Below are 24,153 nucleotides of genomic sequence, written 5' to 3'. Positions count from 1 at the left end.
TTTTCTTAGTATGTTACCTTTAGAGTAAAAACACTAAATTTCAGACACCTAGGAGCAATTAACCACCCAGTGAGTCATAATTCGTGATCGCTATCGCCGTCCCCTCTCGCAGAATAAGAGATACTGTACGCTATATTGCTGACGTCTCGTTCTCTACATTTCGTCAGCGTTCCTCAGTGCTCAGCGAAGAAAAATACCCGCCATGCGACGCTCGAAACTCAATACACACAAACGGATAACGACAACAACGGCCACGCGCCGTAAACGCCTTCATGCCAACATCCGTAAAAAAGTGCTTTGGCGCCAACGCAGCTATCTGGTGGCATGCAGCCACTCATCCTAAACAGAAAAACACAAAGGGCGCATAAGAATGCGCCCTTTGTGTTTGTATTGATCTTTGTGAATATCTTTGTTCGTTTCTTTATACGTGTATTTGCACGACGGGTGATTACTTACTGTGGCTGTCCGTAGGGTTACCATCCACAGCTTGCGCTTGTTGACGCGCTTTTTTCTCTGCCTTCTTTTCTGCTCGGCGGCGTTTAAAAAAAGCCTGCAACTGTGCACGGCATTCTTCCGCCAATACACCCGATGCCATCTGCACGTGGTGATTAACCTGCTCGTAGCTCAACAGGTTCATGATACTGCCCGCCGCACCAGTTTTCAGATCATGCGCGCCAAACACCACCTTGCCCACACGGCTGTGTACCATGGCACCGGCACACATCGGGCAGGGCTCTAGCGTGACATACAAGGTCGCGTCCAACAGGCGGTAGTTTTGCAACACCTGCCCGGCCTGACGCAATGCCATGATTTCCGCATGAGCCGTCGCATCATGCTGGGTAATAGAACGGTTCCAGCCTTCCCCTATCACACGGCCCTCATGCACGATCACGGCCCCCACCGGCACTTCCCCTTCGGCTTCAGCACGGGCGGCCAGCTCGATGGCGCGGCGCATGTAATCCTCATCGGTCAACGGTGGGGTTAAATCGGTCATGGGATCTCTTTTCTTATTCGGGATTAATTCGGGCGCTAATTATACCCAAGTCACAGCAAGTTGCTTGGGTATATTAGCTAACGTGATGGGCTTCCCTAGCGCGTAACGAGCGACGATTGGCTTGGCAGTTTTTCGGCCAAAAAATCCACCAGCAAGCGGACTTTCGGTGACAAATGGCGGTTATGCGGATACAGCGCCCATATCCCTTCTTCAGGCTCTTGCAGATGTTCAAGGATCGAGATCAATGCACCACTGGCGAGATCATCGACCACGTAATAATCCGGCAACTGTACCACCCCGATGCCTTTCAATGCCGCATCACGCAACGCGTAGCCACTGCTGCAGCGTAACGAACCCGAGACGCGTACACTGCGCTCACGGCCGGCCTCCAGAAAACGCCAGTGATCAAAGTTACCCACCAAGCAATTATGGTGGCGCAGCTCCGACAAGGAATGCGGCAACCCGTATTTTTCCAGATAACTCGGCGCCGCACATACGTACTGCACACGTGTCGTCAGCTTCTTCGCCATCATGGTCGAGTTGGTTAAACGCCCAAGACGGATCGCCAAATCGAAGCCGCCTTCCACCAAATCCACGGTCTGGTTATTCAATTCCATCACCACTTCCAGCTCGGGATACTGTAAAATGAAGTCATTGATCAATGGCATCACATATTGCTCACCGTACATCACGGGAGCCGTCAGCTTCAGGCTGCCCTGAGGTGTCCCTCGGCGATCACTGATCGCGCGCTCTGCTTCCGCTAACCCATCCAGCAACTGGCGGCAATGGCGGTAATAAATGCCGCCTTCTTCTGTGACCGCGACTTTTCGCGTGGTGCGATAGAACAACTTGGTATTGAGGCGATTTTCCAACGCACTGACCTGACGGCTAACCTGCGCCGTCGAGATCCCTAATTGCTTCGCCGCCGCGGTAAAACTTTCCGCTTCAGCCACGGCCACAAACTCACTGACCCCTTCCCACAAAAACATGACACACCATTATTACTATTTGGTAAAAGTTATTTGCATTCTAGGGGAATTATCATTTTTAGGGAAACAAATATACTACACCCATCAAAACGACATGGCGCCCTTCGAATTCTGGCTGCCAGCGTACGTATTCTCACCTACTGTTAAAGCGACAGTCGGCAACCATGCTGGGGGCTACCGTGCTAGGAGCAACCCCACACAATAGCAGAGATAACAATAATGTCTGATAAGTTCATCAAATCAAAAGCGGCGATTGCCTGGGGTCCAAACCAACCACTGTCTGTTGAAGAAGTGGATGTCATGCTGCCAAGAAAAGGCGAAGTGTTGGTCCGCATTGTGGCCACCGGTGTCTGCCATACTGATGCGTTTACCCTGTCGGGTGATGATCCAGAAGGGATCTTCCCGGCGATTCTGGGCCACGAAGGCGGCGGTATCGTTGAAATGATTGGTGAAGGCGTTACCAGTGTCGAAGTGGGCGATCACGTTATCCCACTTTACACCCCAGAATGTGGCGAGTGTAAATTCTGTAAGTCAGGCAAAACCAACCTGTGCCAGAAAATCCGCGAAACCCAAGGTAAAGGTTTAATGCCAGACGGCACCACCCGTTTCTACAAAGACGGTCAGCCAATTTACCACTACATGGGCTGCTCAACATTCTCTGAGTACACCGTACTGCCTGAAATTTCATTGGCAAAAGTGAACAAAGAGGCTCCACTGGAAGAAGTCTGCCTATTAGGCTGTGGCGTAACCACCGGTATGGGTGCGGTACTGAAAACCGCCAAAGTACAAAAAGGCGATACGGTTGCTATCTTTGGTCTGGGTGGCATTGGCCTGTCAGCCATCATTGGTGCCGCCATGTCTGGCGCAAGCCGCATCATTGGTGTCGATATCAATGAAAGCAAATTTGAATTGGCGAAAGAGTTGGGGGCGACTGACTGCATCAACCCAATGAAATTCGACAAGCCGATTCAGGATGTGATCGTAGAAATGACCGATGGCGGCGTGGATTTCTCGTTTGAATGTATCGGTAACGTCAACGTGATGCGTTCAGCGCTAGAGTGCTGCCACAAAGGTTGGGGCGAGTCAGTGATCATCGGTGTCGCCGGTGCTGGTCAAGAAATCTCGACGCGTCCATTCCAATTGGTAACCGGTCGTGTATGGCGTGGCTCTGCGTTCGGTGGCGTAAAAGGCCGCTCTGAACTGCCAGAAATCGTAGAACGCTACATGGCGGGCGAATTCAAACTGGATGACTTCATTACCCACACCATGGGTCTGGAAGGCATTAACGACGCGTTTGATCTGATGCACGAAGGCAAGAGCATTCGTACCGTGATCCACTACAACAAGTAATCTTTCCGCGCTGGGCATTGGTGTGCCCAGCCTCTTCGCTGACGAGAACCGACATGACGATTGATAACGTAAGCTGGAACAAAAGTTTTGGTGGCTGGCACAAACAATATACCCATCACTCTGCCACACTGGGTTGTGACATGCGCTTTGCGATCTACCTGCCACCGCAGATCGCGCAAGGTGAAAAAGTCCCTGTCCTTTACTGGTTATCGGGCCTGACATGCACCGATGAAAACTTCATGCAAAAAGCCGGTGCGCAGCGCATGGCCGCAGAGTTAGGCATTGCCATTGTTGCCCCTGACACCAGTCCGCGCGGTGAAGGCGTGGCCGATGATCCTGAAGGTGCGTACGATTTCGGTCTCGGGGCCGGTTTCTATGTTAATGCGACCCAAGCCCCTTGGAACCGCCATTACCGCATGTATGACTATGTAGTCAACGAGCTGCCTGCCTTGATTGAAGCGCACTTCCCAGTGAATGACAAACGCGCGATCAGCGGCCACTCGATGGGCGGCCACGGCGCGCTGATGATTGCGCTACGTAACCCTACGCGTTACAGCTCGGTGTCTGCGTTTAGCCCAATCACTAACCCAATCAACTGTCCATGGGGACAAAAAGCCTTTACCGGTTACTTAGGCAAAGACAAAACCACGTGGCAAGCTTATGACAGCAGCGAGTTGATGCGCACGAACCAACAACCAGTCCCGGCGTTGGTCGATCAAGGCGATCAAGATAACTTCTTGGTGGAGCAGCTCAAGCCAGACGCGTTGCAAGCGGCGGCGGAAGCGGTCGATTATCCGCTTGAGCTACGCATGCAAGAAGGCTTTGATCACAGCTACTACTTCATCGCGAGTTTCATTGAGGATCACCTGCGCTTCCATGCTCAGCATTTAGCATAAGTGCTATCTGAATACACTCAGTGTCTGGGTCAATAACAGGCGAAGAGACTGACATAAAAAAACCCGCCGAGATGGCGGGTTTTTTGTGTTCAGTGTACGTACTTACATGCTGTAAGTGTACGGTGCGCTAATACCTAGAGGAATACCGATCGTCCAGTAAATCAATAGGAATGCTGTCCAACAGATCAGCAGGGCAATCGAGTACGGCATCATCATCGATGCAAGGGTACCGATACCTGAATGCTTCACGTAACGCTGGGTGTAAACCACAACCAGTGGGAAGAACACCATCAGTGGCGATACGATGTTAGACACTGAGTCACCCACACGGTAAGCCGCCTGCGTTAGCTCAGGTGAGATACCCACCGCCATCAGCATTGGTACAAAGATAGGACCGATCAGTGCCCACTTCGCAGAAGAAGAACCAATCAATAGGTTAACCGTTGCCGTTAGCAAAATCATACCCACGATCGTGATCTGGCCAGGTAGGTTCATTGCTTTTAGCAAATCTGCACCCGACAGTGCCAACAGTGTACCCAAGTTAGATTGAGTAAAGGCTGCTAGGAACTGTGCACAGAAGAACGACATTACGATGTAGCCACCCATGGTGCCCATGGTCGCAGACATCGCTTTGATGATGTCAGAGCTTTGCTTGAACGTACCTGCTACGCGGCCGTAAATCACACCCGGAATAACGAACAGGATGAAGATCAACGGTACGATTGACTGCATCAGTGGTGCCGTAAACGCTGTTACCTGACCTTCAGGTGAACGCAGTGGTGACGTTTCTGGGTAAACCGCAGCAACCAATGCGAAGATACCCACAAGCATCGCGATACCTGCACGGTTGAATGCTTTTGATTCAATCGCAGTGAACGACGCAAGATCCGGAGCTTCTTCAGCATCGTCATCAATCGGCGTGTTCTTTAGGCGTGGTTCGATGATCTTTTCAGTCACGTACCAACCCACACAAATCACAAGCAGTGAAGAGAAACCGGTAAAGAACAGGTTAGACAGTGGGTTAACCACGTAGTCTTTATCTAGGATCTGCGCTGCAGACTCCGTAAAGCCCGCCAACAGAGGGTCAATACCTGAAGGGATAAAGTTTGCAGAGAAACCGCCTGATACACCGGCAAATGCCGCTGCAATACCCGCAAGAGGGTGACGACCCGCTGCGTGGAAGATGATACCACCCAGTGGAATAACCAGTACGTAACCCGCATCGGCTGCTGTGTGTGACACGATAGCCACCAAGATCAGCATCGGCGTCAGCAATTTAGCCGGTGTTACGTTCAGCATTTTTTTCAGGCCAGTGTTGATGAAGCCAGACGCTTCAGCCACACCCACACCTAGCATCGCAACCAATACGATACCCAGAGGTGCAAAACCGGTGAAGGTTTTTACCATACCCGCCAAGAATTCAGCCAAAGACTGACCTGTAAGCAGGTTTTTAATTTCGATTGCGGTGCCGGTAACAGGGTGGATCAGTTCAAATTGAAACTGAGAAAAAAGTGCCGACAAGCCCCAAACAATGATTAGACCCCAGAAAAACAGTAAAGCAGGATCGGGAATTTTGTTACCTGCACGTTCAATAACGTTCAGGAATTTATCCATAGCACTCGGCGGTGTGTCCGGCGCTTTATTTACAGCGTGATTACTCATGGGAACTCCATGGTGTGAGTGATGTTGTCAATTTGCGGCGTTATATTTTGCTTTTATCGCCCGTCAATCCGATTTTTCACAAATAGAAAAACTTACAAAGATTGTAATGAAAAGCACAACAAAAAACGCACGATCTTCTAACTAATAACAAAAAAGTATCACTAGATATTGTAAGTAAATATTAATACGAAACATCAAACCAACAAAAGACAAACCTTTTAGCTAACTAACAACAACAGCTATGAAATGTTAGTTATACGCACAAAAAGCAGCCAATATAAAGACAACAGAACCAATCATCAGACAATTATGCTAAAAAACGAACATCTACGCCTTCAAGGGTTACTTGAGTGTAGCCGAAAAAAAAGGCGCCCTACTGGGCGCCTTGTTCACTCTGTTAACAGAAGATTATGCTGTTGGGATTATTCTTACTTTTTTAGCATTAATGAGCGCTCTCAAACGTCTTCACAATAAATAGCATTGCATGACAACATCGCATCCTCACCACTTTGCGACTGGGTTTTCATTTATCAGATAAACTCGGCGCAACCTAATCCCCTCTCTTTATCCTTTTAGCAATTAAATGCACTCTATTGCGTATTAATTCTTAATAAATCATACAGACATGTCGGATTATACGATTGACCTTTCTCTCCCCCACTGTCGTTGGTGGTTAGCCCTCTCCGCCCCGTTTGTCGGCTGGCGTGACCGCTGTGATTGGCTATATATTCCCATCTATAAAGATCAATCCCCTGAGCAGACAAAGCAATTTCTCGATAATGATTGGGGGATCACTTCGCGAGCAAAGCTACTCTCGTCGATCCAACGTCTTGCTCATGGTGACATGCATGCACAAGGCGAAGGTAACTTGTTCGATCGCTTTGATTGCAGCGCCCCTGCTGAGTGGCAGGCCTTTCTTGATACAGCCCCAAATGAAGAGCAACGTAATCTACGAAAATTCCATGAAATGACAGCACGCCTCACCGGCCGCGCACGATTCTCTGCATTTGATTATGTACGGGCAACCACCTTGGCGCGATGGGGGCATTATGCAGGCTGGATAACCGATGAAGAGTTGGCATTTCTGCTCTCTTATGTCGCTCACATCGTGCAACGCAACTTTACTCACTGGGATCAATTTCTTCATAGCTACATTTTGGGGCGCAGCTGGTGGTTTTATAGAGGCCGACAATCAGAAACAGCAGCAAACCTGCTTAACGGCGGCAATGGCGATGGTGGCGTGAGTTACGAGCGCTACTTCACCTGTTTGAAGGCCGAAAAAATGCCCGATTACTCCCATCTACCTTTCTCAATGACATTGCCAGTGTTACCAGTTCCTGCATCGCTCCTCTCAGAAATGCATGAAGAGGAGATAGACGCATGAATATGTGGGAAGTGCTAGGCATCAGCCAAACCGATAACGAAGACGACATCAAACGTGCCTACCGGGCGCAACTCAAGCATCACCATCCGGAAACAGATCCAGAAGGTTTTAAACAGCTCAAACAGGCCTACGATCACGCCTTGGCACGTTTACGTCAACCGGTGGTCACGGCCCAGTTTGATGAACCAGCCCCTACCGTTGTCAGCTCACAGTTGGTAAACAGCTTTGATAGCCTTTTTACCGATCCGGCCCAGCGATGTGATAAATCGAGCTGGCAAGCATGGCAACAAACCTTCGCACAAGGCAGTTTAGTGGCACAGCGTGAAGTCTCCCATCATGCGCTGGATAGCTTGATGGCCAATCGATGGTTGCCCGGTGATATCGTTGCGTGGTGTTGGGACATTTTCCAATGGCAATCTCTGCTGCGAGGGCATCGTAGAGAACAAAGACTGGGCGAGTTTTTACAGAAATGGTCTGCACAGCGTTGTCCTATCCCGCCAGATTTATTGAATGGACTGTGCCACATAGAACAGCGCGCAGTACTTTCGCGCTTACTCCCGCTGGCTCAGGCGCGTCATGAGTACCGTTCCGATATGATAATCGACATATTACGCACGCCGGGGCCCGATCAGCATCTCCATCACCCTGCTTATTGGTTGGTGTTATTGCAGGCTTTCCGCGCCACACAGTACTGGCCAGAGCTCACCACGCTCCATGCGCTCGAACATCTGATCAGCTTACCTCACTGTGCATTAAGCACTGACGATTGGCGTTTGGTCGCGCAAGCCTGTGATGCCATGCATTTGCCCACACACACATTGCGCATCATTGAAAAAGCCATTGAAGGGCAACACTATGCATTCGCAGCCGAAAATCTCTATACATGGCTTTCAAGCAATAACGCGCATGCTGACGCGTCTATGACAGCGGCTTTCCTGTACCAACAGTGGGATCCGCAACCTGCAATGTGGTGGCGTTTTCAGACACACTGGCATCCAGAAACCACGCTTTCAAAACATCGCTTCGCATTTTACCAGCGAGCCATCAAAGGGGAACGCTACAATCTTTCCTTATCGCCGTTACAACACACTAAAATCACGAGTCTTGCTGATACCACTCATGCCGGTATTTGGGCTGGCTTGTTTGGCAATACTTTTGATATGGCACAATGGCAAACACAAGCCGCGAAACGGGAAGACGAAAACAAAACTGAAGCCTTACTGGTGCAACTTCTCGGTTGTTGGTTAGCACAACAACAAGCCACGCAACCCTATTCAGGTTCACTGGAAGATAAGCTGAATAAATACGGCGAGCCTGACTGGTTGGAGGTTGAATCACTGACAGAGAAGGAAATAGACAGTTTAACGCAAGCCCAATGGATCGCGATTTATCTTCGATTCCCTTTGTTTCCAAATTGTTGGTTTCACGCCCTATTAAAGAAAGGTATTTTTAGCTCAGAGCTATTTACGTCTCAACAATTACCCACTGGCTATCCCAAAACACTGGGATTTTGTCGGATACTCAACCCTACGTTTGATATTGCCTCACCACTGGATGGACAATATTTAGAGACCGGCTTAGCATGGTTGCCCGTGTACTACCATCAATTAGTAGTAAGGGTTGTCGACAATGATGATCCCATGCCTGCTCTGCTCCCTACGACGATCAAGGAATGTCCGCTGATCGCTGCACTCCCCTTTCTGCTGGAACCACAAAAGGTACATCTTAAGCACTACAAAAAACTATTGATGTACCCTGATCAATTCATCTTCCGTAATATTTTACATGATCAAGCGACCTATATTTATCAACGTTCAGATACCGACACACTGCTTGAACAAGCCTCACAGGATCCTCTCTATCTCGCTGCGTTAACTCTAAAAATGAATAACAACAATGAGATCGATTCTGCTGTTATTTGTTGGAACATCCTCGCCACCGATACGACCTTATCCCCCTTGTTTGACACAACGATCACCTGGCTTGGGGATAAAATCGTGGAAAAACGCAAAAATAACGGCATAAACTATGACAGTGTCGCCTACGGTTCGCGGGAGTACCTGCACCTAATGACCACCTATAATTTAGAGTGGTTACTAACGGGCAAACAATACCTCGATAAACCCGTTCCAACAGGATGCGAGGATTATTACTACCCAATGGGGTACCTGCTTTCTATGCTGCATCACATGCCCAATGAGTCAAGTTTTGAACCCAATATATTAAGGTCTCTGACGACTAAACAAAACCAACTCCCCGACAGTGACAAAGCGATCGTTCATCTCGCGCTTAACGCCTTCTACAATAAGCAACAACAAGCAGCAGAAAACGTTAAACATATTGCGAAACAAAAACACAAGGCACAAAGCGCTAAACCGTATTCACGCACCGCCCTACGAAGCGCATCACTCTTACTATTCATCATGCTATGGTTTGCACCGTATATTAAACCGCTCTCCGCAATCGATTTTCAATGGTGGTACGGCGCATTCTGCATTGGACAATGTGTACTCTTTTATCGCCTTTTTAGAGCAATACCATCAGGTAAGCGCTGGCTTTACCTGATCCCCATCGCGATTGATTTTGGTATAGGGTGGGACAAAGGATTATTTAGCGCGATATTTACTGGTTTAGCCAATATCGTTGCTGCGTTTCGTCTACCACCCACTAACACACCACTGGAAGAAAAGAACGACACAGACAAACCGCGAACATAATCCAGCCCAATCGAGTAGGAGGAGGCCTCACGGCCTCCGTCCTCTCACACCACCGTACAAGCGTGGGTCGCATACGGCGGTTCCGAATATACTTTCAGTGACTCGTACCCTTCTCGCAACGAGTACAGCCCCAACTCCTCGAACCATTTAACTGGCATGGCGTGATTCAACTGAGGCGTTAATGCTAAACGCCACCAACCTTTATCTGACATCGCTAGCTTCCACGCATTGCGCTCTGTTACACCTTGTTGCTGTAACCATGTCGCTATGCCGTGTCTGCGTTTGCGTTGCTTAAGTCGGTAGCATCTCAGTCGGCGCCGTATCCATTCGTCCAAGCGCTGCATGCTGCTTTTCCGTATGGTGAGTTTGAAGTAGTGTTGCCAACCTCTTAGGTATTGAGTTAACTCAGTTATTACAACCTTTAGTTCTCGACCTCGATTTCGCTTCGTTATCTGCCGCACTCGCTTCTTCATTTGAGTTTGCGCTGACTTCGATATATGGATTGCCCCATCTGTCCCGAAGCGATGGCTTAGGTATATCCGCTCTGTCACTCTTGTTGCTGCACTTTTCTTTCGGTTTACCGTAAGTTTCAGTTTCTGCTCCAAGAACTCCGTTATCGACTCTTTGACCCGATAAGCGGCTTCCTCACTGCTCACGTAGATTTGACAGTCGTCTGCATATCGACAAAACTTGTGCCCTCTACGCTCTAACTCTTTATCCAGCTCATCTAATACAATATTGGATAGTAACGGAGATAATGGTCCACCCTGTGGTGTGCCTCGTTGTCTCTGTTCAACTAACCCATTTCGCATTATGCCTGCCTGTAGATATGACCTAATGAGCTTCAACACGCGTTTATCAGCAATGTCCTGTGACAGTCTGTACATCAGTCTATCGTGATTCACGGTGTCGAAGTATTTTGCTAAATCGATATCGACTACATAACCTCGCCCTTCTCGGATATAGCAACTCGCTGCCGCGAGTGCATGATGAGCACTGCGATTGGGTCTAAATCCATAACTGCTATTGGAGAACTTAGGTTCATAGATATCTGACAGTACTGAGGTGATAGCCTGTTGGACTACTCTATCAAGGACTGTAGGGATACCTAGTTGCCTAACACCACCACTAGGTTTAGGGATTTCTACTCCCAGAACGGGTTGAGGTTGATAGCTTCCATCCAGAAGACTCTGGCGAAACACTTGCCCGTTTGAAGCTTGTCGAAGTGTAGAGATGGTCGCATCAATATCGAGTTTATCGACACCAGCACATCCTTTGTTCTTCTTCACTCTTCGCAGAGCATGGTTCAAGTTGGGTGAAGAGCAGATTTGCTCCATCAACTTAGTTGGGGTCACCAAGACTCGTCCTCCTGTCTACGCCGACCATGCTTGTCATTCTTCGTCACCACGAGCTTTACTGGCGGTATCGCCCATTGGGACGTAGAGATGAGTTTCATCTTGCTATGACTCCACATGATTGAGTGTTTAGTGACTGCTTCTTGATATATTCAGTTCAGGCCTTCCCTTAAGTTGTACTTCCTCAAGGTACTATGCCTTCTGCTGACTTCTTATTGTCCATCACACAGCATCGCTGCTGCATTAGTCTCTACCGAGACAAACAATAAGATCTCCCGAGGTAAGACGTTGCTCTTTCCCTTGGCCATGCCTGATTTATCACTACACACTTCCCGTCGAGGCATTGGGCTATTCTATCTGTTGTTAGGTTGCCCAAGTTGTAATGACCTACTATCAAGTTTCTGTTCGTCACAACCAAGTTTTGCCATTTGCTTCCTTCAGATTTCACCTCACGGTGAACACCCTTGCATAGGCTAACGGTTCTCGCTCGACTGAGCCCGTAGAGGACTTTCACCTCCTAGATCAACGCCATGCTCGGCGCACAACAAAAAAGGCCGACATTCCTGTCGGCCTTTCCTCTATCGCCTCATCGAACACACGCTAGTTTGAAACATCCAACCTTTTACGAAAAACCCAATTCCTTTAATTGCTTCTCAACAGCCGTGCGGGCATCACGAATAATGATGTCATCCTGTGAATCTAATGCTTCCGTAAAATAGAAAATACAACGTTCCACCAACTCACGCTCCCAAGATAATTTCTCCGCATACAACTGATGTAACTTTTCCATCACGGCAATATTAGGCAGCGTCTCTCGAGGATGAAACTTCAGTCTCGCTAAACGGGCACGAGATGCTTCGAGTGCTTCTGAACTCATCCCTGTCGGTGATTTATCTATCACTTTCTGCGTCACTTCGCCGGTGGAGACCACCGTCACGTCCACTTCAAGAAGCCCATTAATGTCATAGCTAAACCGCACATCAATCGATTCCTCTCCGGCTTTATTTTCTGGCACTGGCACACTGAATGTTTCAATGAAAATGTTCTCTTTGACCCAGAGACGCTCTCCCTGAAAAATCGAAATACGCACGCCTTTTTGATCATTCTCCGAGGTATAAAATCGCTCTTCACGCGACACGGGGATCACGGTATTGCGTTCAATAATGGGCGAAAATACGCCATATTGTCCCCCTTGCCTCGCTTCAATCCCCAATGTGTAAGGACACACATCCGTGAGGATCAGCTCTTCCACTGCTTCATCACGTAAGCGGCACGCCGCCTGTACAGCCGCTCCTCGAGCCACCACTAAATCCGGGGCTAACTCACTTTGACCAAACCGTCCGAGCAAGCGCGTAGCCACCTGCTGGACTTCACGCAACCGAGTTGCGCCTCCGACAAAAATCACGTCATCAATCTGATCGGGGGATAGACGGGCATCAGACAATGCTTGGCTCAACGGTTGCATGATTCGACTGAGCGTTTTTGCCCAAATAGCCTGTAATTGCTCAGAGGTAAAGATCAGAGTGACATCAAAAGGGGGTGGTAATACTAGGATAATGCTCTGCCCAACTCGTTCTAATTTAGCTTGCTCAACCACACTGCCAATCACCGCTAAATCATTAAGCGAAAGATCACTGGCTTCTTTTTGCAACTGTTCTAACACTGCCGCGATCAAATCATCAGAGAAGTCTTCACCGCCGAGATGGTTATCACCCGTCGATGCACGTACTTCAATAATACTGTCTTGATATTCGACAATAGTGACATCAAACGTCCCCCCGCCCAAATCAAACACTAAAAAGCGACGAGCTTGCCCATTATGTAGACTGTAAGCCAAACACGCCGCTGTGGGTTCATTGATCAGCCTCACTGCATTCAATCCAGCAATTTCAGCAGCGACACGCACTGCCTTGCGTTGTTGATCACTGAAGTAAGCCGGTACGGAAATCACCACATCCTTAACACACTGACCAAGATAGGCTTCCGCATCGGCTTTCAACGATTGCAAAACCAAAGCACATAACTCTGATGCGTTAAACGACTGGGAGCCCAACTTAAAGGTTTTATCCGTCCCCAGAAAACGCTTAAACGTGGCGGCACTCTCTGTCGGACGCGTCACCAAACGGGATTTTGCGGCTTTACCTACCAGAATCGAATTATGCTCATCAATACTGACGACAGAGGGGGTAAGTAACTCCCCTAAACTATTTGGGATTAGCTCAGCCTGGCCATCACGCCAAATGGCGATTGCGCTATTGGTGGTACCTAAATCGATCCCAATAGGGAGAGGGGTCTGTTTCATGCTCAAGCGCCTTTCTTGCTACCAATAAATCATGATTAACGGGCATCCCTACCCGCATACAGTGCGATGCACGCCAGTTATGCATAGCTCACGTACAAAGCACTATGGCGATGGTATGTTGCTGCGAGCAACATCGCAAAACATCCCCATCTAACGGCTTTTTTGACCCGCTATATTCTTTTTTGGAAAAAATACCACCCAAGCCAGAGACAAGCAGTAAGCAGCGCCGCCGTGATCAATGCAGGTTTAGGATTGTCTAACGTACTAATAGACCCTGAATACGTGGCAATCAGACAATATGGCAGCGTACTGATTGTCCAAGCGCTAATGAATTTGCTAAAGCGCATGTGTGTCGCTCCCGCCAAACAAGCGGTAACCTCGGGTAAAATCGGCACGGCGCGAGAAAGTAAAATCATTCCAACGCCATTGTGCTGAAAAGCAGCTGTCGCATCGGCGATTTTTTGTGGATCGTTAAGTAAAAAACGCAGCACCTTGTCGCCATAATATTTCCCTAACCCATATCCCATACAACCGGCGAGAAACATGCCTGTACTCGCCGCCAATGCACCATATCCATGACCAAGAAAATATCCGGATAAGATCGTGATGGTCAGTGTTGGCATGGCAATGGCGATATCAGCCAGTAACAATAGGATCGTCAATGCCGCCACATAGAGACGAGAGAGCTCTTGCGCAGCGATCAGCCACGCCTCAATCTGGTTAACACTCAATATCCCCAGAAATTTAAGAATGATAAACGTAGAGGCGAACAAGGCACCGACAACTAAGATGATTTTCATTAATGATTTCATGATGCTCCCTCTATGGTTTAGCTACGTTTTAGCAACCAATGCGCCAAACGTGGTGCCATTCTGAGTAACCAACGCAGCAGGGTAATCTTGCCGATATCGTGGTCATTTACTCCACGTTCAACACCCTGAATAAACTTGCTTGCTGCTTGTTCAGCGCTGAGCTTTGCCGTTCCTCGATCTTTCGTCATCGCCGTATCAACCAGCGGCATAAAAGCCTGCATGACTCGAATCCCACAAGGCTCAAGTTGATAACGCAGCGAGAGAGAGAAACTGTTCAAAGCACTTTTTGTTGCACAATAAATGGCTGAAGACGTTTTAGGCGCCAGTGCTAATCCTGAGTTGACGTTAACAATGGCTGCGGCATCACTGTTTTTTAACGCCGGTAAGAGTAAATAACAGAGGCTGCAGACGGCGGTGAAATTGGTGGTAATCTCAGTGTGAATCGTTTCATAATCAAATTGATCACTCACAAATGTGGCTGGGTGTTGGACGGCGGCGTTATTGATCAAAACATCAATCAATGGATGTGCTTCAAGCAATGACGAGGCCGCTCTCTCCAATGACGAGCGACAGGCAAGATCGCTTTGATACGTATCGGCAAGCGGATATTGATGAGAAAGGGCGTTGAGTTTTTCCTGACAACGCCCCATCACGATGACCTTGTTATGCTGACTAAGACGTTTCACGATCTCTAGGCCAATACCAGAAGTGCCACCTGTAATGACGATAATTTTATTGAATAGCTCCATATGCTCACTCGTAATGTGACGTAATAAGTCGCCACTCTATCGAGCCGAGATAGTTGGGGCGTTAACCCGGGTTAAAATGGATGGATTTTTTTACTTTTATTCAACGCGAAGGACAATCGGTAACCAAAGCTACGGGTGAACATATTTTCATGCAGGGTGACGAAGACAGCGCGCTCTACCTCATCCAGCAAGGCACATTGAAGGCGTATTACCTGACGGATGACGGACAGGAAAGAGTAAAGTCATTTTTGATCGCAAATGATGTGATAGGCAGCCTGTCTGCGGCATATCAAAAAGAACACTCCTCATTTGGTTTGGTGTGTTTATCGCCGACAAAACTGCTACGGGTTGATTTTGACAAACTCTACCAACAGAGTAAGCAAGATCATCAACTCGCGAGCCATATGGTGGATATACTGCTGACATTTGCGATGAAAAAAGAAAAACGTGAGCGAGAGTTCCTTTGTTTGAGTGCTGAACAGCGATACATCAGCTTAATTGAAAATAATCCCGTTCTGCTGCACCAAGTGACACAAAATGATATCGCCCGTTACCTGGGAGTAACGCCTGTGGGACTAAGCCGAATAAAACAGCGCGTACAGCGCGCTATTGACGGGAAAAAAGAGACAAAAAAGCCTTGATGGTCACCACAGCGTGGAACCGATCAAGGCTTTTTTTACATTACAATAAGTGAGATATAGGGGTTAGCCTACTCTTATTCCCACTCAATCGTTGCAGGCGGCTTACCTGACACGTCGTATACCACGCGTGAAATGCCGTCGACTTCGTTAATGATGCGGTTAGAAACCTTGCCCAAGAATTCGTAAGGCAGGTGTGCCCAATGCGCGGTCATGAAGTCAATGGTTTCTACCGCACGTAGCGATACAACCCAGTCGTACTTACGGCCATCGCCCATTACGCCCACTGAACGTACTGGCAGGAACACGGTAAAGGCTTGTGACACTTTGTTGTAAAGATCCGCTTTGTGCAGCTCTTCAATGAAGATAGCATCTGCACGACGTAGCAAATCACAGTATTCTTTCTTCACTTCACCCAGTACACGTACACCTAGGCCTGGACCTGGGAACGGGTGGCGGTAAAGCATGTTGTATGGCAAGCCAAGCTCTAGACCAATCTTACGCACTTCATCTTTGAAGAGTTCGCGTAGTGGCTCAACCAAGCCCATTTCCATATCATCTGGCAGGCCGCCAACGTTATGGTGAGATTTGATCACGTGCGCTTTGCCGGTTTTCGAAGCCGCTGATTCGATCACATCTGGGTAGATCGTACCTTGTGCCAACCATTTCGCGCTTGATAGTTTCTTCGATTCTTCATCAAAGATGTCAACGAATACGTGACCAATGATCTTACGCTTCGCTTCTGGCTCATCAACGCCAGCAAGTGCAGAAAGGAAACGATCTTCTGCTTTCACGTGAACGATGTTCAGACCGAAATGATCACCAAACATGTCCATAACCTGCTCGCCTTCATGCAGACGTAGCAGACCGTTATCCACGAATACACACGTTAGCTTGTCGCCAATCGCACGGTGAAGCAGCATTGCAACCACTGAAGAATCCACGCCGCCTGACAGGCCAAGGATCACTTCATCGTCACCCACTTGTTCTTTGATACGCGCAACAGCGTCTTCAATGATGTTGGCAGATGTCCATAGCTTTTCACAGCCACAGATGTTCAATACGAAGTTTTCAATAATACGCATACCTTGACGGGTATGGGTCACTTCTGGGTGGAACTGTACGCCGTAAAAGCGTTTTTCTTCATTCGCCATCGCCGCGTAAGGACAGGTTTCTGTCTCTGCAACTTTTACGAAGTCTGAAGGGATTTCAACCACTTTGTCACCGTGGCTCATCCATACATCCAACATCGCGATGCCGTCTTCGGTGATCGCATCTTCAATATTTTTAAAGAAAGACGTTGGCTCAACCACTTTCACTTGTGCGTAGCCAAACTCACGCTCAGTTGAACCGGCAACTTTACCGCCAAGTTGCTCTGCCATGGTCTGCATGCCGTAGCACACACCAAATACAGGGACACCGGCTTCAAAAACATACTGTGGTGCACGTGGTGAACCGGCTTCTGTCACACTTTCTGGACCACCTGAAAGGATAATACCGTTTGGATTGAAATCACGGATATCCGCTTCATCCACATCCCAGCTCCAAAGCTCACAGTAGACACCGATCTCACGAATACGACGCGCAATCAGCTGCGTGTACTGAGAACCAAAATCTAGGATAAGAATACGTTGTTCATGAATATTTGTGGTCGTGGTCATTATCGAACTTTCTCAAAAATCATTGAAATGAGGGGGGGCGACTAAAACGCCCCCGATCTTATACAAGTTTTCCACTTAGGCAAACGTTTTCGTCAGTCTCGTGAGTGACTGTCGAAAATTAACCCATACGGTAGTTAGGCGCTTCTTTTGTGATCGTCACATCGTGTACGTGTGACTCGCTCATGCCGGCACCTGTAATACGTACAAATTCAGCTTTGGTACGTAGATCTTCAATCGTTGCAGAACCCGTTAGGCCCATGCTTGAACGCAAGCCACCCATTTGCTGGTGCACGATTTCTTTCATCAGACCTTTATAAGCAACACGGCCTTCGATACCTTCTGGTACCAATTTATCTGCCGCATTATCCGTTTGGAAGTAACGGTCAGAAGAACCTTTAGACATCGCGCCCAATGAGCCCATACCACGGTAAGATTTGTACGCACGACCTTGGTACAGTTCAACTTCACCCGGTGCTTCTTCCGTACCAGCGAACATAGAACCGACCATCACACACGATGCACCAGCAGCAATGGCTTTACACATGTCGCCAGAGAAGCGGATACCGCCATCGGCAATCACAGGAATATCAAATTCGTTAGCAACCGCTGCCGCTTCTGCAATAGCCGTCACCTGAGGGACACCCACACCAGTAACAATACGTGTTGTACAGATAGAACCCGGGCCGATACCCACTTTCACCGTGCTCACGCCTGCTTCAATCAGGGCGCGTGCACCTTCAGCGGTTGCCACGTTCCCACCGACGATCGGTAGATCAGGGAAAGCCGCACGGGTTTCACGAATGCGTTGTAGCACACCTTCAGAGTGGCCATGAGAAGAGTCGATAAGCAGAACGTCAACACCCGCTTCAACCAGCGCCGCAACGCGCTCTTCGTTACCTGCGCCTGCACCTACCGCAGCGCCCACACGTAGACGACCACGGTCATCTTTACATGCGTTTGGTTTACGTTCTGCTTTTTGGAAGTCTTTTGCGGTGATCATGCCGCGAAGTTGGAAGTCGTCGTTTACCAACAGCACTTTTTCTACACGGTGCTCTTGCATGATTGCTTCCACTTCTTCACGTGATGCGCCTTCTTTGGCTGAGGCCAATTTATCTTTTGGCGTCATCACTTGTTCTACTTTCTGAGAAAGGTCAGTCACGAAGCGAACGTCACGGCCTGTGATAATACCCACAAGCTCGTTGTTGTCAGACACAACCGGGTAACCCGCAAAACCGTTTTCAAACGTTAGGCGTTTTACATCTTCAATTGTGTTGTAAGGCTTGACCGTTACAGGTTCAGATACCACGCCAGCTTCGAACTTTTTCACCATGCGCACTTCGTTCGCTTGCTGTTCGATAGACATGTTTTTGTGGATGAAGCCAATACCGCCTTCTTGTGCAAGGGCGATAGCAAGGCGACCTTCTGTCACGGTATCCATTGACGCTGACACCATTGGGATGTTTAGCGTAATGTCTTTCGTCAGACGGGTGCGCAGATCGGCAGTGTTAGGCAGTACAGTTGAGTGGGCTGGAACCAGTAGGACATCATCGAAAGTCAAAGCTTCTTGTTTGATTCGTAACATTGCAATATCTCACACCAAGTAGTGGTTTAAAGAAGGATAAAATATTGCGAAAGAATTATACGTAGGGAGCAATCGATTGGCTAGCATTTTTTTTATTTTTTTAATTGACAAATTTTGCTTGATGTGTAGTATATTTCGGTTAAGTTTCCGGTGCTGCGGTCAGCGCATTATGACCAAGATCTGTCCAAAAACTGCCTTGGTCTGGCGACATTCCTTCCCAACTGCTGCTAAATCGCACACCTCCGCCTTTCAAAACAGGTACCTAGTCTCGTGACGCTATTCGCTCAACAGACCCAATCTAACGATCGTATCTATACCGTTTCCAGCCTGAATGCTCAGGTACGGCTGATCCTCGAAAATGAAATGGGGGTCGTGTGGCTGATCGGTGAACTGTCTAACCTGTCGATACCGGTTTCCGGCCATTGGTACTTCACCCTGAAAGATTCACGGGCACAGGTAAAATGTGCCATGTTCAAGGGCAGTAACCGCAATGTGACCTTCCGACCGGCGAACGGCAATCAAGTACTGGTGAAAGCGCGTTTGTCACTGTACGAACCGCGCGGTGATTACCAACTGATTATCGAAAGCATGCAGCCCGAAGGCGATGGCCGTCTGCAGCAGCAATTTGAACAACTCAAAATGTCCATGGCCGCCGAAGGCTTGTTTGCCCAATCACTGAAGCAACCTTTGCCGGAACAGCCACAGCGCGTGGGCATTGTGACGTCAAAGACCGGCGCTGCGTTATTCGATATTTTGAACGTCCTGAAGCGCCGTGATCCAAGCCTACCCGTGGTGATCTACCCGACCATGGTACAAGGCGACGGGGCGGCGATTTCGATTGCACAAGCCATTGGTCGTGCCAACGCCCGTCAGGAATGTGACGTGCTGATTGTAGGCCGCGGCGGCGGCTCACTGGAAGATTTGTGGGCCTTTAACGAAGAGATTGTGGCACGCACGATTGCGGCCAGTCAGATCCCGATCGTCAGTGCTGTTGGCCATGAAGTCGATGTAACCATTGCTGATTTTGTCGCGGATGTCCGCGCTCCAACGCCCTCTGCAGCCGCGGAACTGATCAGTCGCGACATGACGCATCAAACCCAAGCAATCAACCAACGTAAACAACAACTTCGTCATGCGATGCGTCATTTTCTTTCGCAGCGTCATGCGACAACGGTACAGTTGCAGCATCGACTGGACAAGCAGCACCCACAAGTGCGCTTGAACCAGCAACAACAGCAGTTGGATGAATTGGATGCCCGTTTAATGCAAGCCATGCAACGTCGTTTGGCTCGCCACCAGCAACATCTGGAACGTCAGCGTTATAAACTGGCTTTGCACTCGCCAGCGAAGACGATTCAGACCCAGCAAAATCAACTGGCGCAGCGCAAACAGCAACTGTTAGATGCCATGGATCGTCATTTACTGCGTACGCAGCACAAATTGGCGATGGCAGCAGAAAAACTCGAAGCCGTGAGCCCATTGGCCACGCTGGGACGCGGTTACTCCATCACCCGCGATCAAAACGGCAAAGTGATCCGTCATCGGGATCAAGTCAAAGCGGGCGATACCATTCGCACTAGCTTGGCTGACGGTGACATTCAGTCCGTTGTCAGCGAATAACAATCAAACTAAACCGCGTACGTCCGCTCCTCTCTGGCGTGTTTTATCCGCCGCATTCATACAAAACGTCGCGCCGAATCGATGCTCATCGATACGGCGCGACGTTTTCATTTCATCTGATACGTCAATCACTGACTGTTCGCTATCGCGCTCAATCTATCGGTTCAAACTGAAACTGAATCCGGCTTTTTGATTTCAACTCATTACAGTGGTGACAGAAGTAACTGGCAGACCCACAGGCTTGCAGCTTTTCCATTCCCCCTTGGCAATCTGGGCATAACGCTTTTTTGTTCATTGCCTGCTGACAAAAATCACAGTAATACTGATCGTTTTTCCAACTCAGTTCACTACTGCAGTGCGGGCACACGTTCTGGTTCATGGCTTTTCCTTAATGTACTGGTCTTATTGACAATATCTTACTCGATACTGCTCATTGTCGCCTTTGATCCCGATTAAATCCTTAACAACTCACCCATGATTAAGCACGGTGTTGATCAACCTAGGATCCGTTGATCAACGTGAAAAGCCTATGTGATCAGCGATCCGCTATCAGAAGAACATTTATCAATACACTTCCCGAAAGCATAAGTTACATATTCTGTTTTTGGATTTTAAGCGATATTTAACTCCGTACGATTCCGAAATTAACGCAAAGATCCGATATTATATAAAATTGCATTTCAATCAAGGAGACACCGAAAAACACACCCGTTAAACGTGCCACCGCTTCGATGATGCCCGCATTTCACCGCGCCCACAGACAAAGAGGATCACGGTAAACAGGTACGATCAGGTGGATTTTTTCTTAAAAAAGAGCAGCAGAGGAATAAGGCAGAGGTAGGAAAACAACAAGAAGCCAAAGGTATAAACAAACGCCAGCAAGGTGGACTGCTGCAACAGTAACGCTTGAATTTGCGCAAGAAAAGACGGATCCGTCACGGCGACGCCTTGCGTTTGTGCCGCCTGTTGCAAGGCCGGATTCATCAACGAGAGATCCCCCCCCAATGCATGCCATTCTCGCTGCTCGACTCGGCTGAAATAGGTGTTCACAATGGAAATGCCAAAGGATCCCCCAATGGTGCGGCACAGGTTATACACCACCGCCCCGCCGACGGTGTATTCTTTCGGTAACGTGGCATAGGCTAACTGACTGAGTGGCGCAAACACCAACCCCATCCCCGCCCCTTGAATCATGCTCGGCACCAACACCCAGTACATATTGATCTCAGCCGAATACTGGGTCATGTAATACGTACCGAGTGCATTCAACAGCAGACCAATCGCGATCAACATTCTGGCATCAAGCCGGTCAATAAAGCGGGCAATCACCAACAAGACCACCGCCGAGGTTAATCCGCGCGGCGCCATGGCAAACCCCGTCGTTTCAACCGGATAATTGAGCAGTTTTTCCAGCATCATCGGCTGTAACTGGGTGATCCCAAACATGCCCATCGAAAAACCCGCCATCATCAAGCAAGACATGGCGAGATTACGATCTTTGAGTAACCACATCGGGGCGATATCGCCTTTGATCAGAAATGAGCGGGTAATAAAAATCACCAATGCAATCACGCTGATCACCGTGGCAAATAAAATCAGGTTAGAGGTAAACCACCCTTCTTCATTGCCGCGATCCAGCACCATTTGCAGTAGGCCAATCCCCAGCGCCATGGCACCGACAAGTAACCAATCCACCTTACTCTCTCCACGACCATCAATATGGACAAACAGGAACAGCAGCGTCAAACAGAACAAGCCGACGGGTAAATTGACATAGAAAATCCACCGCCAATCCATGTTTTCTGTGATGATCCCTCCCAGCGTTGGGCCCAGAATCGGGCCGAGTAAAATCCCGACACTGAACAGTGCCATGGCTTTACCGCGCTCTTCTGCCGGATAGATCTGCACCATGATGGACTGTGACAATGGGATCACTGCCGCCCCGAACGCCCCCTGTATAATCCGAAATGTCACCATCTCGGTCAGTGAATCCGCTTGGCCGCACAAGGCTGAGCTGAGAATAAACCCCGACACGGAGATCAGCAGCAACTTGCGGATCCCCACTTTAAGTGAGAGATAGCTCGCCAACGGAATAAAAATAGCCTCGGCCATGGAATAGGACGTCAGCACCCAGGTGACTTGCTCAGACGTGACCCCCAACGCACCCATCATGTGTGGCAAAGCCACATTGGCGATGGTCATGTCTAGCAGCACCATGATGGCAGACAGCATCACGGCGAAGGTGATCAAGGTACGGTTTCCCGCACTGACGGGGGCTTGTTGAGGTGCGGGGGGATCCGTTACCGTCGGCGTAGCCTCACTCATGGGGTGCCCTGTTCCAACGGCGCCACTCTGGCAGGCGTGACCGACTGCAGCGGTTTACGGGTATCAATGGTGACCGTACTGCTGGCACCGACCCGCAAGGGATGTTCAGCTTGTTGGCCGGGGTTGTCTAAGCGGATCAATACCGGAAAACGTTGGGGGACTTTCACCCAGTTACCGGTCGCATTCTCTGGCGGTAACAACGAAAACGACGAACCGCTGGCCGGTGATATCGATTCAATCACCCCAGAAAATTCAACATCCGGGTATAAATCAAGCGCTATCGTGGCTGCCATTCCCACTTTCAACCGGCCGGTTTCAGCTTCTTTGAAATTGGCCTGCACCCAATAACTGTTGGATTCCACCAATGGGACAAGCGCTTGTCCCGGCGAGACCACGCTGCCTGGGTGCACACGAAGTTGCCCCAGCATGCCGTCGTGCGAGGCAAAAATATTCGTGTAAGACAGGGATAAACTGGCGCTACTGAGCGCGGCAGCGGCCTTTTTCACTTCCGGTGCCGCCGTCCCTTTCGCCCCTTGCGCGGTGATCAGCTGCGACATATTGGCGCGCGCCGCTTCCACAGCATTTTCTGCACTGGACAAGTTGGCTTTGGCATCATCCAGTTGCTGTTGTGGCAGCAGCTTTTTCGTGACCAGTTGCTGCACACGCCGGTAAGTACTTTGCGCATCGGCCAGTTTCGCCATGGCACTGCGCACATTGGCACTGGCTGCCAAAATCGCATCATCGGTCGCCGCATTATTTTGGGTGGCCAATTCATAAGCCGCTTTGGCTTCGTCTAGTTTGGCCTGATAAGGTGCCGGATCCAACTGTACCAGCACATCCCCTTTGCTCACGGGTTGAAAATCCACGGCATTGGTGGCGATCACTTTGCCCGATACTTGTGGGGCAACATAAATGATATTGGCATGCACATACGCATCTTCCGTACTGGGGTAGCGTTTTTGATGCTGGATATACAAGTAACCCGCCACGGCCAAACAAAGGCCGATAACCGTTAATATGACAACATTGCGTAGCGTATGGGATGGGGTCTCATTCATTATGATGGCCTATTTAGCGAGCTCGCCAGCAGGTGGCATACAACAGAAAATAGTACGAT

Annotated in this window: 18 protein-coding genes; 6 read left to right on the top strand and 12 right to left on the bottom strand. The window is 49.0% G+C overall.

What is annotated here, in order from left to right; all coding sequences use genetic code 11:
* Positions 1-448: 448 nt before the first annotated feature.
* Together tadA and ACSF8W_RS03345 are read right to left on the bottom strand one after the other, a co-directional pair.
* Positions 449-994: a tRNA adenosine(34) deaminase TadA gene (gene tadA, locus ACSF8W_RS03350; protein ID WP_500845062.1), complete on the bottom strand. Its 546-nt coding sequence runs from the start codon at positions 992-994 to the stop codon at positions 449-451.
* A gap of 95 nt (positions 995-1,089) precedes the next feature.
* Complete coding sequence (locus ACSF8W_RS03345; protein ID WP_500845060.1) at positions 1,090-1,983, bottom strand: LysR family transcriptional regulator; 894 nt, start codon at positions 1,981-1,983, stop codon at positions 1,090-1,092.
* A gap of 219 nt (positions 1,984-2,202) precedes the next feature.
* On the opposite strand from ACSF8W_RS03345, the gene ACSF8W_RS03340 reads away from it, so the two are divergent.
* Positions 2,203-3,333 (top strand): S-(hydroxymethyl)glutathione dehydrogenase/class III alcohol dehydrogenase, encoded by a 1,131-nt coding sequence (locus ACSF8W_RS03340; RefSeq protein WP_500845058.1) that lies wholly within the window; start codon positions 2,203-2,205, stop codon positions 3,331-3,333.
* A 53-nt stretch (positions 3,334-3,386) separates the two neighbouring features.
* Positions 3,387-4,229, top strand: a complete 843-nt coding sequence (gene fghA, locus ACSF8W_RS03335; RefSeq protein WP_500845056.1) for an S-formylglutathione hydrolase — start codon at positions 3,387-3,389, stop codon at positions 4,227-4,229.
* Between the two features lie 102 nt (positions 4,230-4,331).
* Here fghA and ACSF8W_RS03330 read toward each other — a convergent pair whose 3' ends face one another.
* A complete protein-coding gene (locus ACSF8W_RS03330; RefSeq protein ID WP_500845054.1) occupies positions 4,332-5,891 on the bottom strand; it encodes an AbgT family transporter in 1,560 nt (519 codons plus the stop codon).
* Positions 5,892-6,516: 625 nt separating this feature from the next.
* On the opposite strand from ACSF8W_RS03330, the gene ACSF8W_RS03325 reads away from it, so the two are divergent.
* Together ACSF8W_RS03325 and ACSF8W_RS03320 are read left to right on the top strand one after the other, a co-directional pair.
* Complete coding sequence (locus ACSF8W_RS03325) at positions 6,517-7,275, top strand: DUF1266 domain-containing protein (protein ID WP_500845052.1); 759 nt, start codon at positions 6,517-6,519, stop codon at positions 7,273-7,275.
* On the top strand, positions 7,272-9,992 hold the full coding sequence (locus ACSF8W_RS03320) for a J domain-containing protein (protein WP_500845050.1): 2,721 nt from the start codon (positions 7,272-7,274) through the stop codon (positions 9,990-9,992). Before ACSF8W_RS03325 ends, ACSF8W_RS03320 begins: the two co-directional genes overlap by 4 nt.
* A 44-nt stretch (positions 9,993-10,036) precedes the next feature.
* Here the strand turns inward: ACSF8W_RS03320 and ltrA are convergent, their stop codons facing one another.
* The 4 genes from ltrA to ACSF8W_RS03300 all read right to left on the bottom strand — a co-directional run bounded on the left by ltrA (position 10,037) and on the right by ACSF8W_RS03300 (position 15,210).
* Positions 10,037-11,329: a group II intron reverse transcriptase/maturase gene (ltrA, locus tag ACSF8W_RS03315; RefSeq protein ID WP_500845892.1), complete on the bottom strand. Its 1,293-nt coding sequence runs from the start codon at positions 11,327-11,329 to the stop codon at positions 10,037-10,039.
* 640 nt (positions 11,330-11,969) lie between these two features.
* Positions 11,970-13,649, bottom strand: a complete 1,680-nt coding sequence (locus ACSF8W_RS03310) for an Hsp70 family protein (RefSeq protein WP_500845048.1) — start codon at positions 13,647-13,649, stop codon at positions 11,970-11,972.
* Between the two features lie 170 nt (positions 13,650-13,819).
* On the bottom strand, positions 13,820-14,461 hold the full coding sequence (locus tag ACSF8W_RS03305; RefSeq protein WP_500845046.1) for a TVP38/TMEM64 family protein: 642 nt from the start codon (positions 14,459-14,461) through the stop codon (positions 13,820-13,822).
* A 17-nt stretch (positions 14,462-14,478) separates the two neighbouring features.
* Positions 14,479-15,210, bottom strand: coding sequence for an SDR family oxidoreductase (locus ACSF8W_RS03300; protein ID WP_500845044.1), 732 nt, complete (start codon positions 15,208-15,210; stop codon positions 14,479-14,481).
* A gap of 80 nt (positions 15,211-15,290) precedes the next feature.
* Between ACSF8W_RS03300 and ACSF8W_RS03295 the strand changes: the two genes are divergently transcribed.
* The gene (locus ACSF8W_RS03295) at positions 15,291-15,851 is read left to right on the top strand and encodes a Crp/Fnr family transcriptional regulator (RefSeq protein WP_500845042.1); all 561 of its coding nucleotides are present in this window, start codon (positions 15,291-15,293) and stop codon (positions 15,849-15,851) included.
* A gap of 74 nt (positions 15,852-15,925) precedes the next feature.
* Here ACSF8W_RS03295 and guaA read toward each other — a convergent pair whose 3' ends face one another.
* Both guaA and guaB read right to left on the bottom strand, forming a co-directional pair.
* On the bottom strand, positions 15,926-17,509 hold the full coding sequence (guaA, locus tag ACSF8W_RS03290) for a glutamine-hydrolyzing GMP synthase (RefSeq protein WP_500845040.1): 1,584 nt from the start codon (positions 17,507-17,509) through the stop codon (positions 15,926-15,928).
* A gap of 118 nt (positions 17,510-17,627) precedes the next feature.
* Positions 17,628-19,091, bottom strand: a complete 1,464-nt coding sequence (guaB, locus tag ACSF8W_RS03285; RefSeq protein WP_500845038.1) for an IMP dehydrogenase — start codon at positions 19,089-19,091, stop codon at positions 17,628-17,630.
* A gap of 270 nt (positions 19,092-19,361) precedes the next feature.
* On the opposite strand from guaB, the gene xseA reads away from it, so the two are divergent.
* On the top strand, positions 19,362-20,711 hold the full coding sequence (gene xseA / locus ACSF8W_RS03280; protein ID WP_500845036.1) for an exodeoxyribonuclease VII large subunit: 1,350 nt from the start codon (positions 19,362-19,364) through the stop codon (positions 20,709-20,711).
* 151 nt (positions 20,712-20,862) lie between these two features.
* On the opposite strand, the gene ACSF8W_RS03275 is transcribed toward xseA, so the two are convergent.
* From ACSF8W_RS03275 to ACSF8W_RS03265, 3 genes are all read right to left on the bottom strand, one after another.
* Positions 20,863-21,090, bottom strand: a complete 228-nt coding sequence (locus tag ACSF8W_RS03275; RefSeq protein WP_500845034.1) for a zinc ribbon domain-containing protein — start codon at positions 21,088-21,090, stop codon at positions 20,863-20,865.
* A gap of 410 nt (positions 21,091-21,500) precedes the next feature.
* Positions 21,501-23,036: a DHA2 family efflux MFS transporter permease subunit gene (locus ACSF8W_RS03270; RefSeq protein ID WP_500845032.1), complete on the bottom strand. Its 1,536-nt coding sequence runs from the start codon at positions 23,034-23,036 to the stop codon at positions 21,501-21,503.
* Complete coding sequence (locus tag ACSF8W_RS03265) at positions 23,033-24,094, bottom strand: HlyD family secretion protein (RefSeq protein ID WP_428476579.1); 1,062 nt, start codon at positions 24,092-24,094, stop codon at positions 23,033-23,035. Before ACSF8W_RS03265 ends, ACSF8W_RS03270 begins: the two co-directional genes overlap by 4 nt.
* Positions 24,095-24,153: the final 59 nt, after the last annotated feature.

Source organism: Photobacterium sp. 270122K (assembly GCF_059941365.1).
The sequence above is the reverse complement of the archived record's forward strand: the minus strand, read 5'-3'. Positions and strand labels throughout refer to the sequence as shown.

Excerpts from the sequence above, each read along its gene's own strand:
- tadA (WP_500845062.1), bottom strand. The coding sequence starts at position 994 with ATGACCGATTTAACCCCACCGTTGACCGATGAGGATTACATGCGCCGC.
- ACSF8W_RS03345 (WP_500845060.1), bottom strand. The coding sequence starts at position 1,983 with ATGTTTTTGTGGGAAGGGGTCAGTGAGTTTGTGGCCGTGGCTGAAGCG.
- ACSF8W_RS03340 (WP_500845058.1), top strand. The coding sequence starts at position 2,203 with ATGTCTGATAAGTTCATCAAATCAAAAGCGGCGATTGCCTGGGGTCCA.
- fghA (WP_500845056.1), top strand. The coding sequence starts at position 3,387 with ATGACGATTGATAACGTAAGCTGGAACAAAAGTTTTGGTGGCTGGCAC.
- ACSF8W_RS03330 (WP_500845054.1), bottom strand. The coding sequence starts at position 5,891 with ATGAGTAATCACGCTGTAAATAAAGCGCCGGACACACCGCCGAGTGCT.
- ACSF8W_RS03325 (WP_500845052.1), top strand. The coding sequence starts at position 6,517 with ATGTCGGATTATACGATTGACCTTTCTCTCCCCCACTGTCGTTGGTGG.
- ACSF8W_RS03320 (WP_500845050.1), top strand. The coding sequence starts at position 7,272 with ATGAATATGTGGGAAGTGCTAGGCATCAGCCAAACCGATAACGAAGAC.
- ltrA (WP_500845892.1), bottom strand. The coding sequence starts at position 11,329 with ATGGAGCAAATCTGCTCTTCACCCAACTTGAACCATGCTCTGCGAAGA.
- ACSF8W_RS03310 (WP_500845048.1), bottom strand. The coding sequence starts at position 13,649 with ATGAAACAGACCCCTCTCCCTATTGGGATCGATTTAGGTACCACCAAT.
- ACSF8W_RS03305 (WP_500845046.1), bottom strand. The coding sequence starts at position 14,461 with ATGAAATCATTAATGAAAATCATCTTAGTTGTCGGTGCCTTGTTCGCC.
- ACSF8W_RS03300 (WP_500845044.1), bottom strand. The coding sequence starts at position 15,210 with ATGGAGCTATTCAATAAAATTATCGTCATTACAGGTGGCACTTCTGGT.
- ACSF8W_RS03295 (WP_500845042.1), top strand. The coding sequence starts at position 15,291 with ATGGATTTTTTTACTTTTATTCAACGCGAAGGACAATCGGTAACCAAA.
- guaA (WP_500845040.1), bottom strand. The coding sequence starts at position 17,509 with ATGACCACGACCACAAATATTCATGAACAACGTATTCTTATCCTAGAT.
- guaB (WP_500845038.1), bottom strand. The coding sequence starts at position 19,091 with ATGTTACGAATCAAACAAGAAGCTTTGACTTTCGATGATGTCCTACTG.
- ACSF8W_RS03275 (WP_500845034.1), bottom strand. The coding sequence starts at position 21,090 with ATGAACCAGAACGTGTGCCCGCACTGCAGTAGTGAACTGAGTTGGAAA.
- ACSF8W_RS03270 (WP_500845032.1), bottom strand. The coding sequence starts at position 23,036 with ATGAGTGAGGCTACGCCGACGGTAACGGATCCCCCCGCACCTCAACAA.
- ACSF8W_RS03265 (WP_428476579.1), bottom strand. The coding sequence starts at position 24,094 with ATGAATGAGACCCCATCCCATACGCTACGCAATGTTGTCATATTAACG.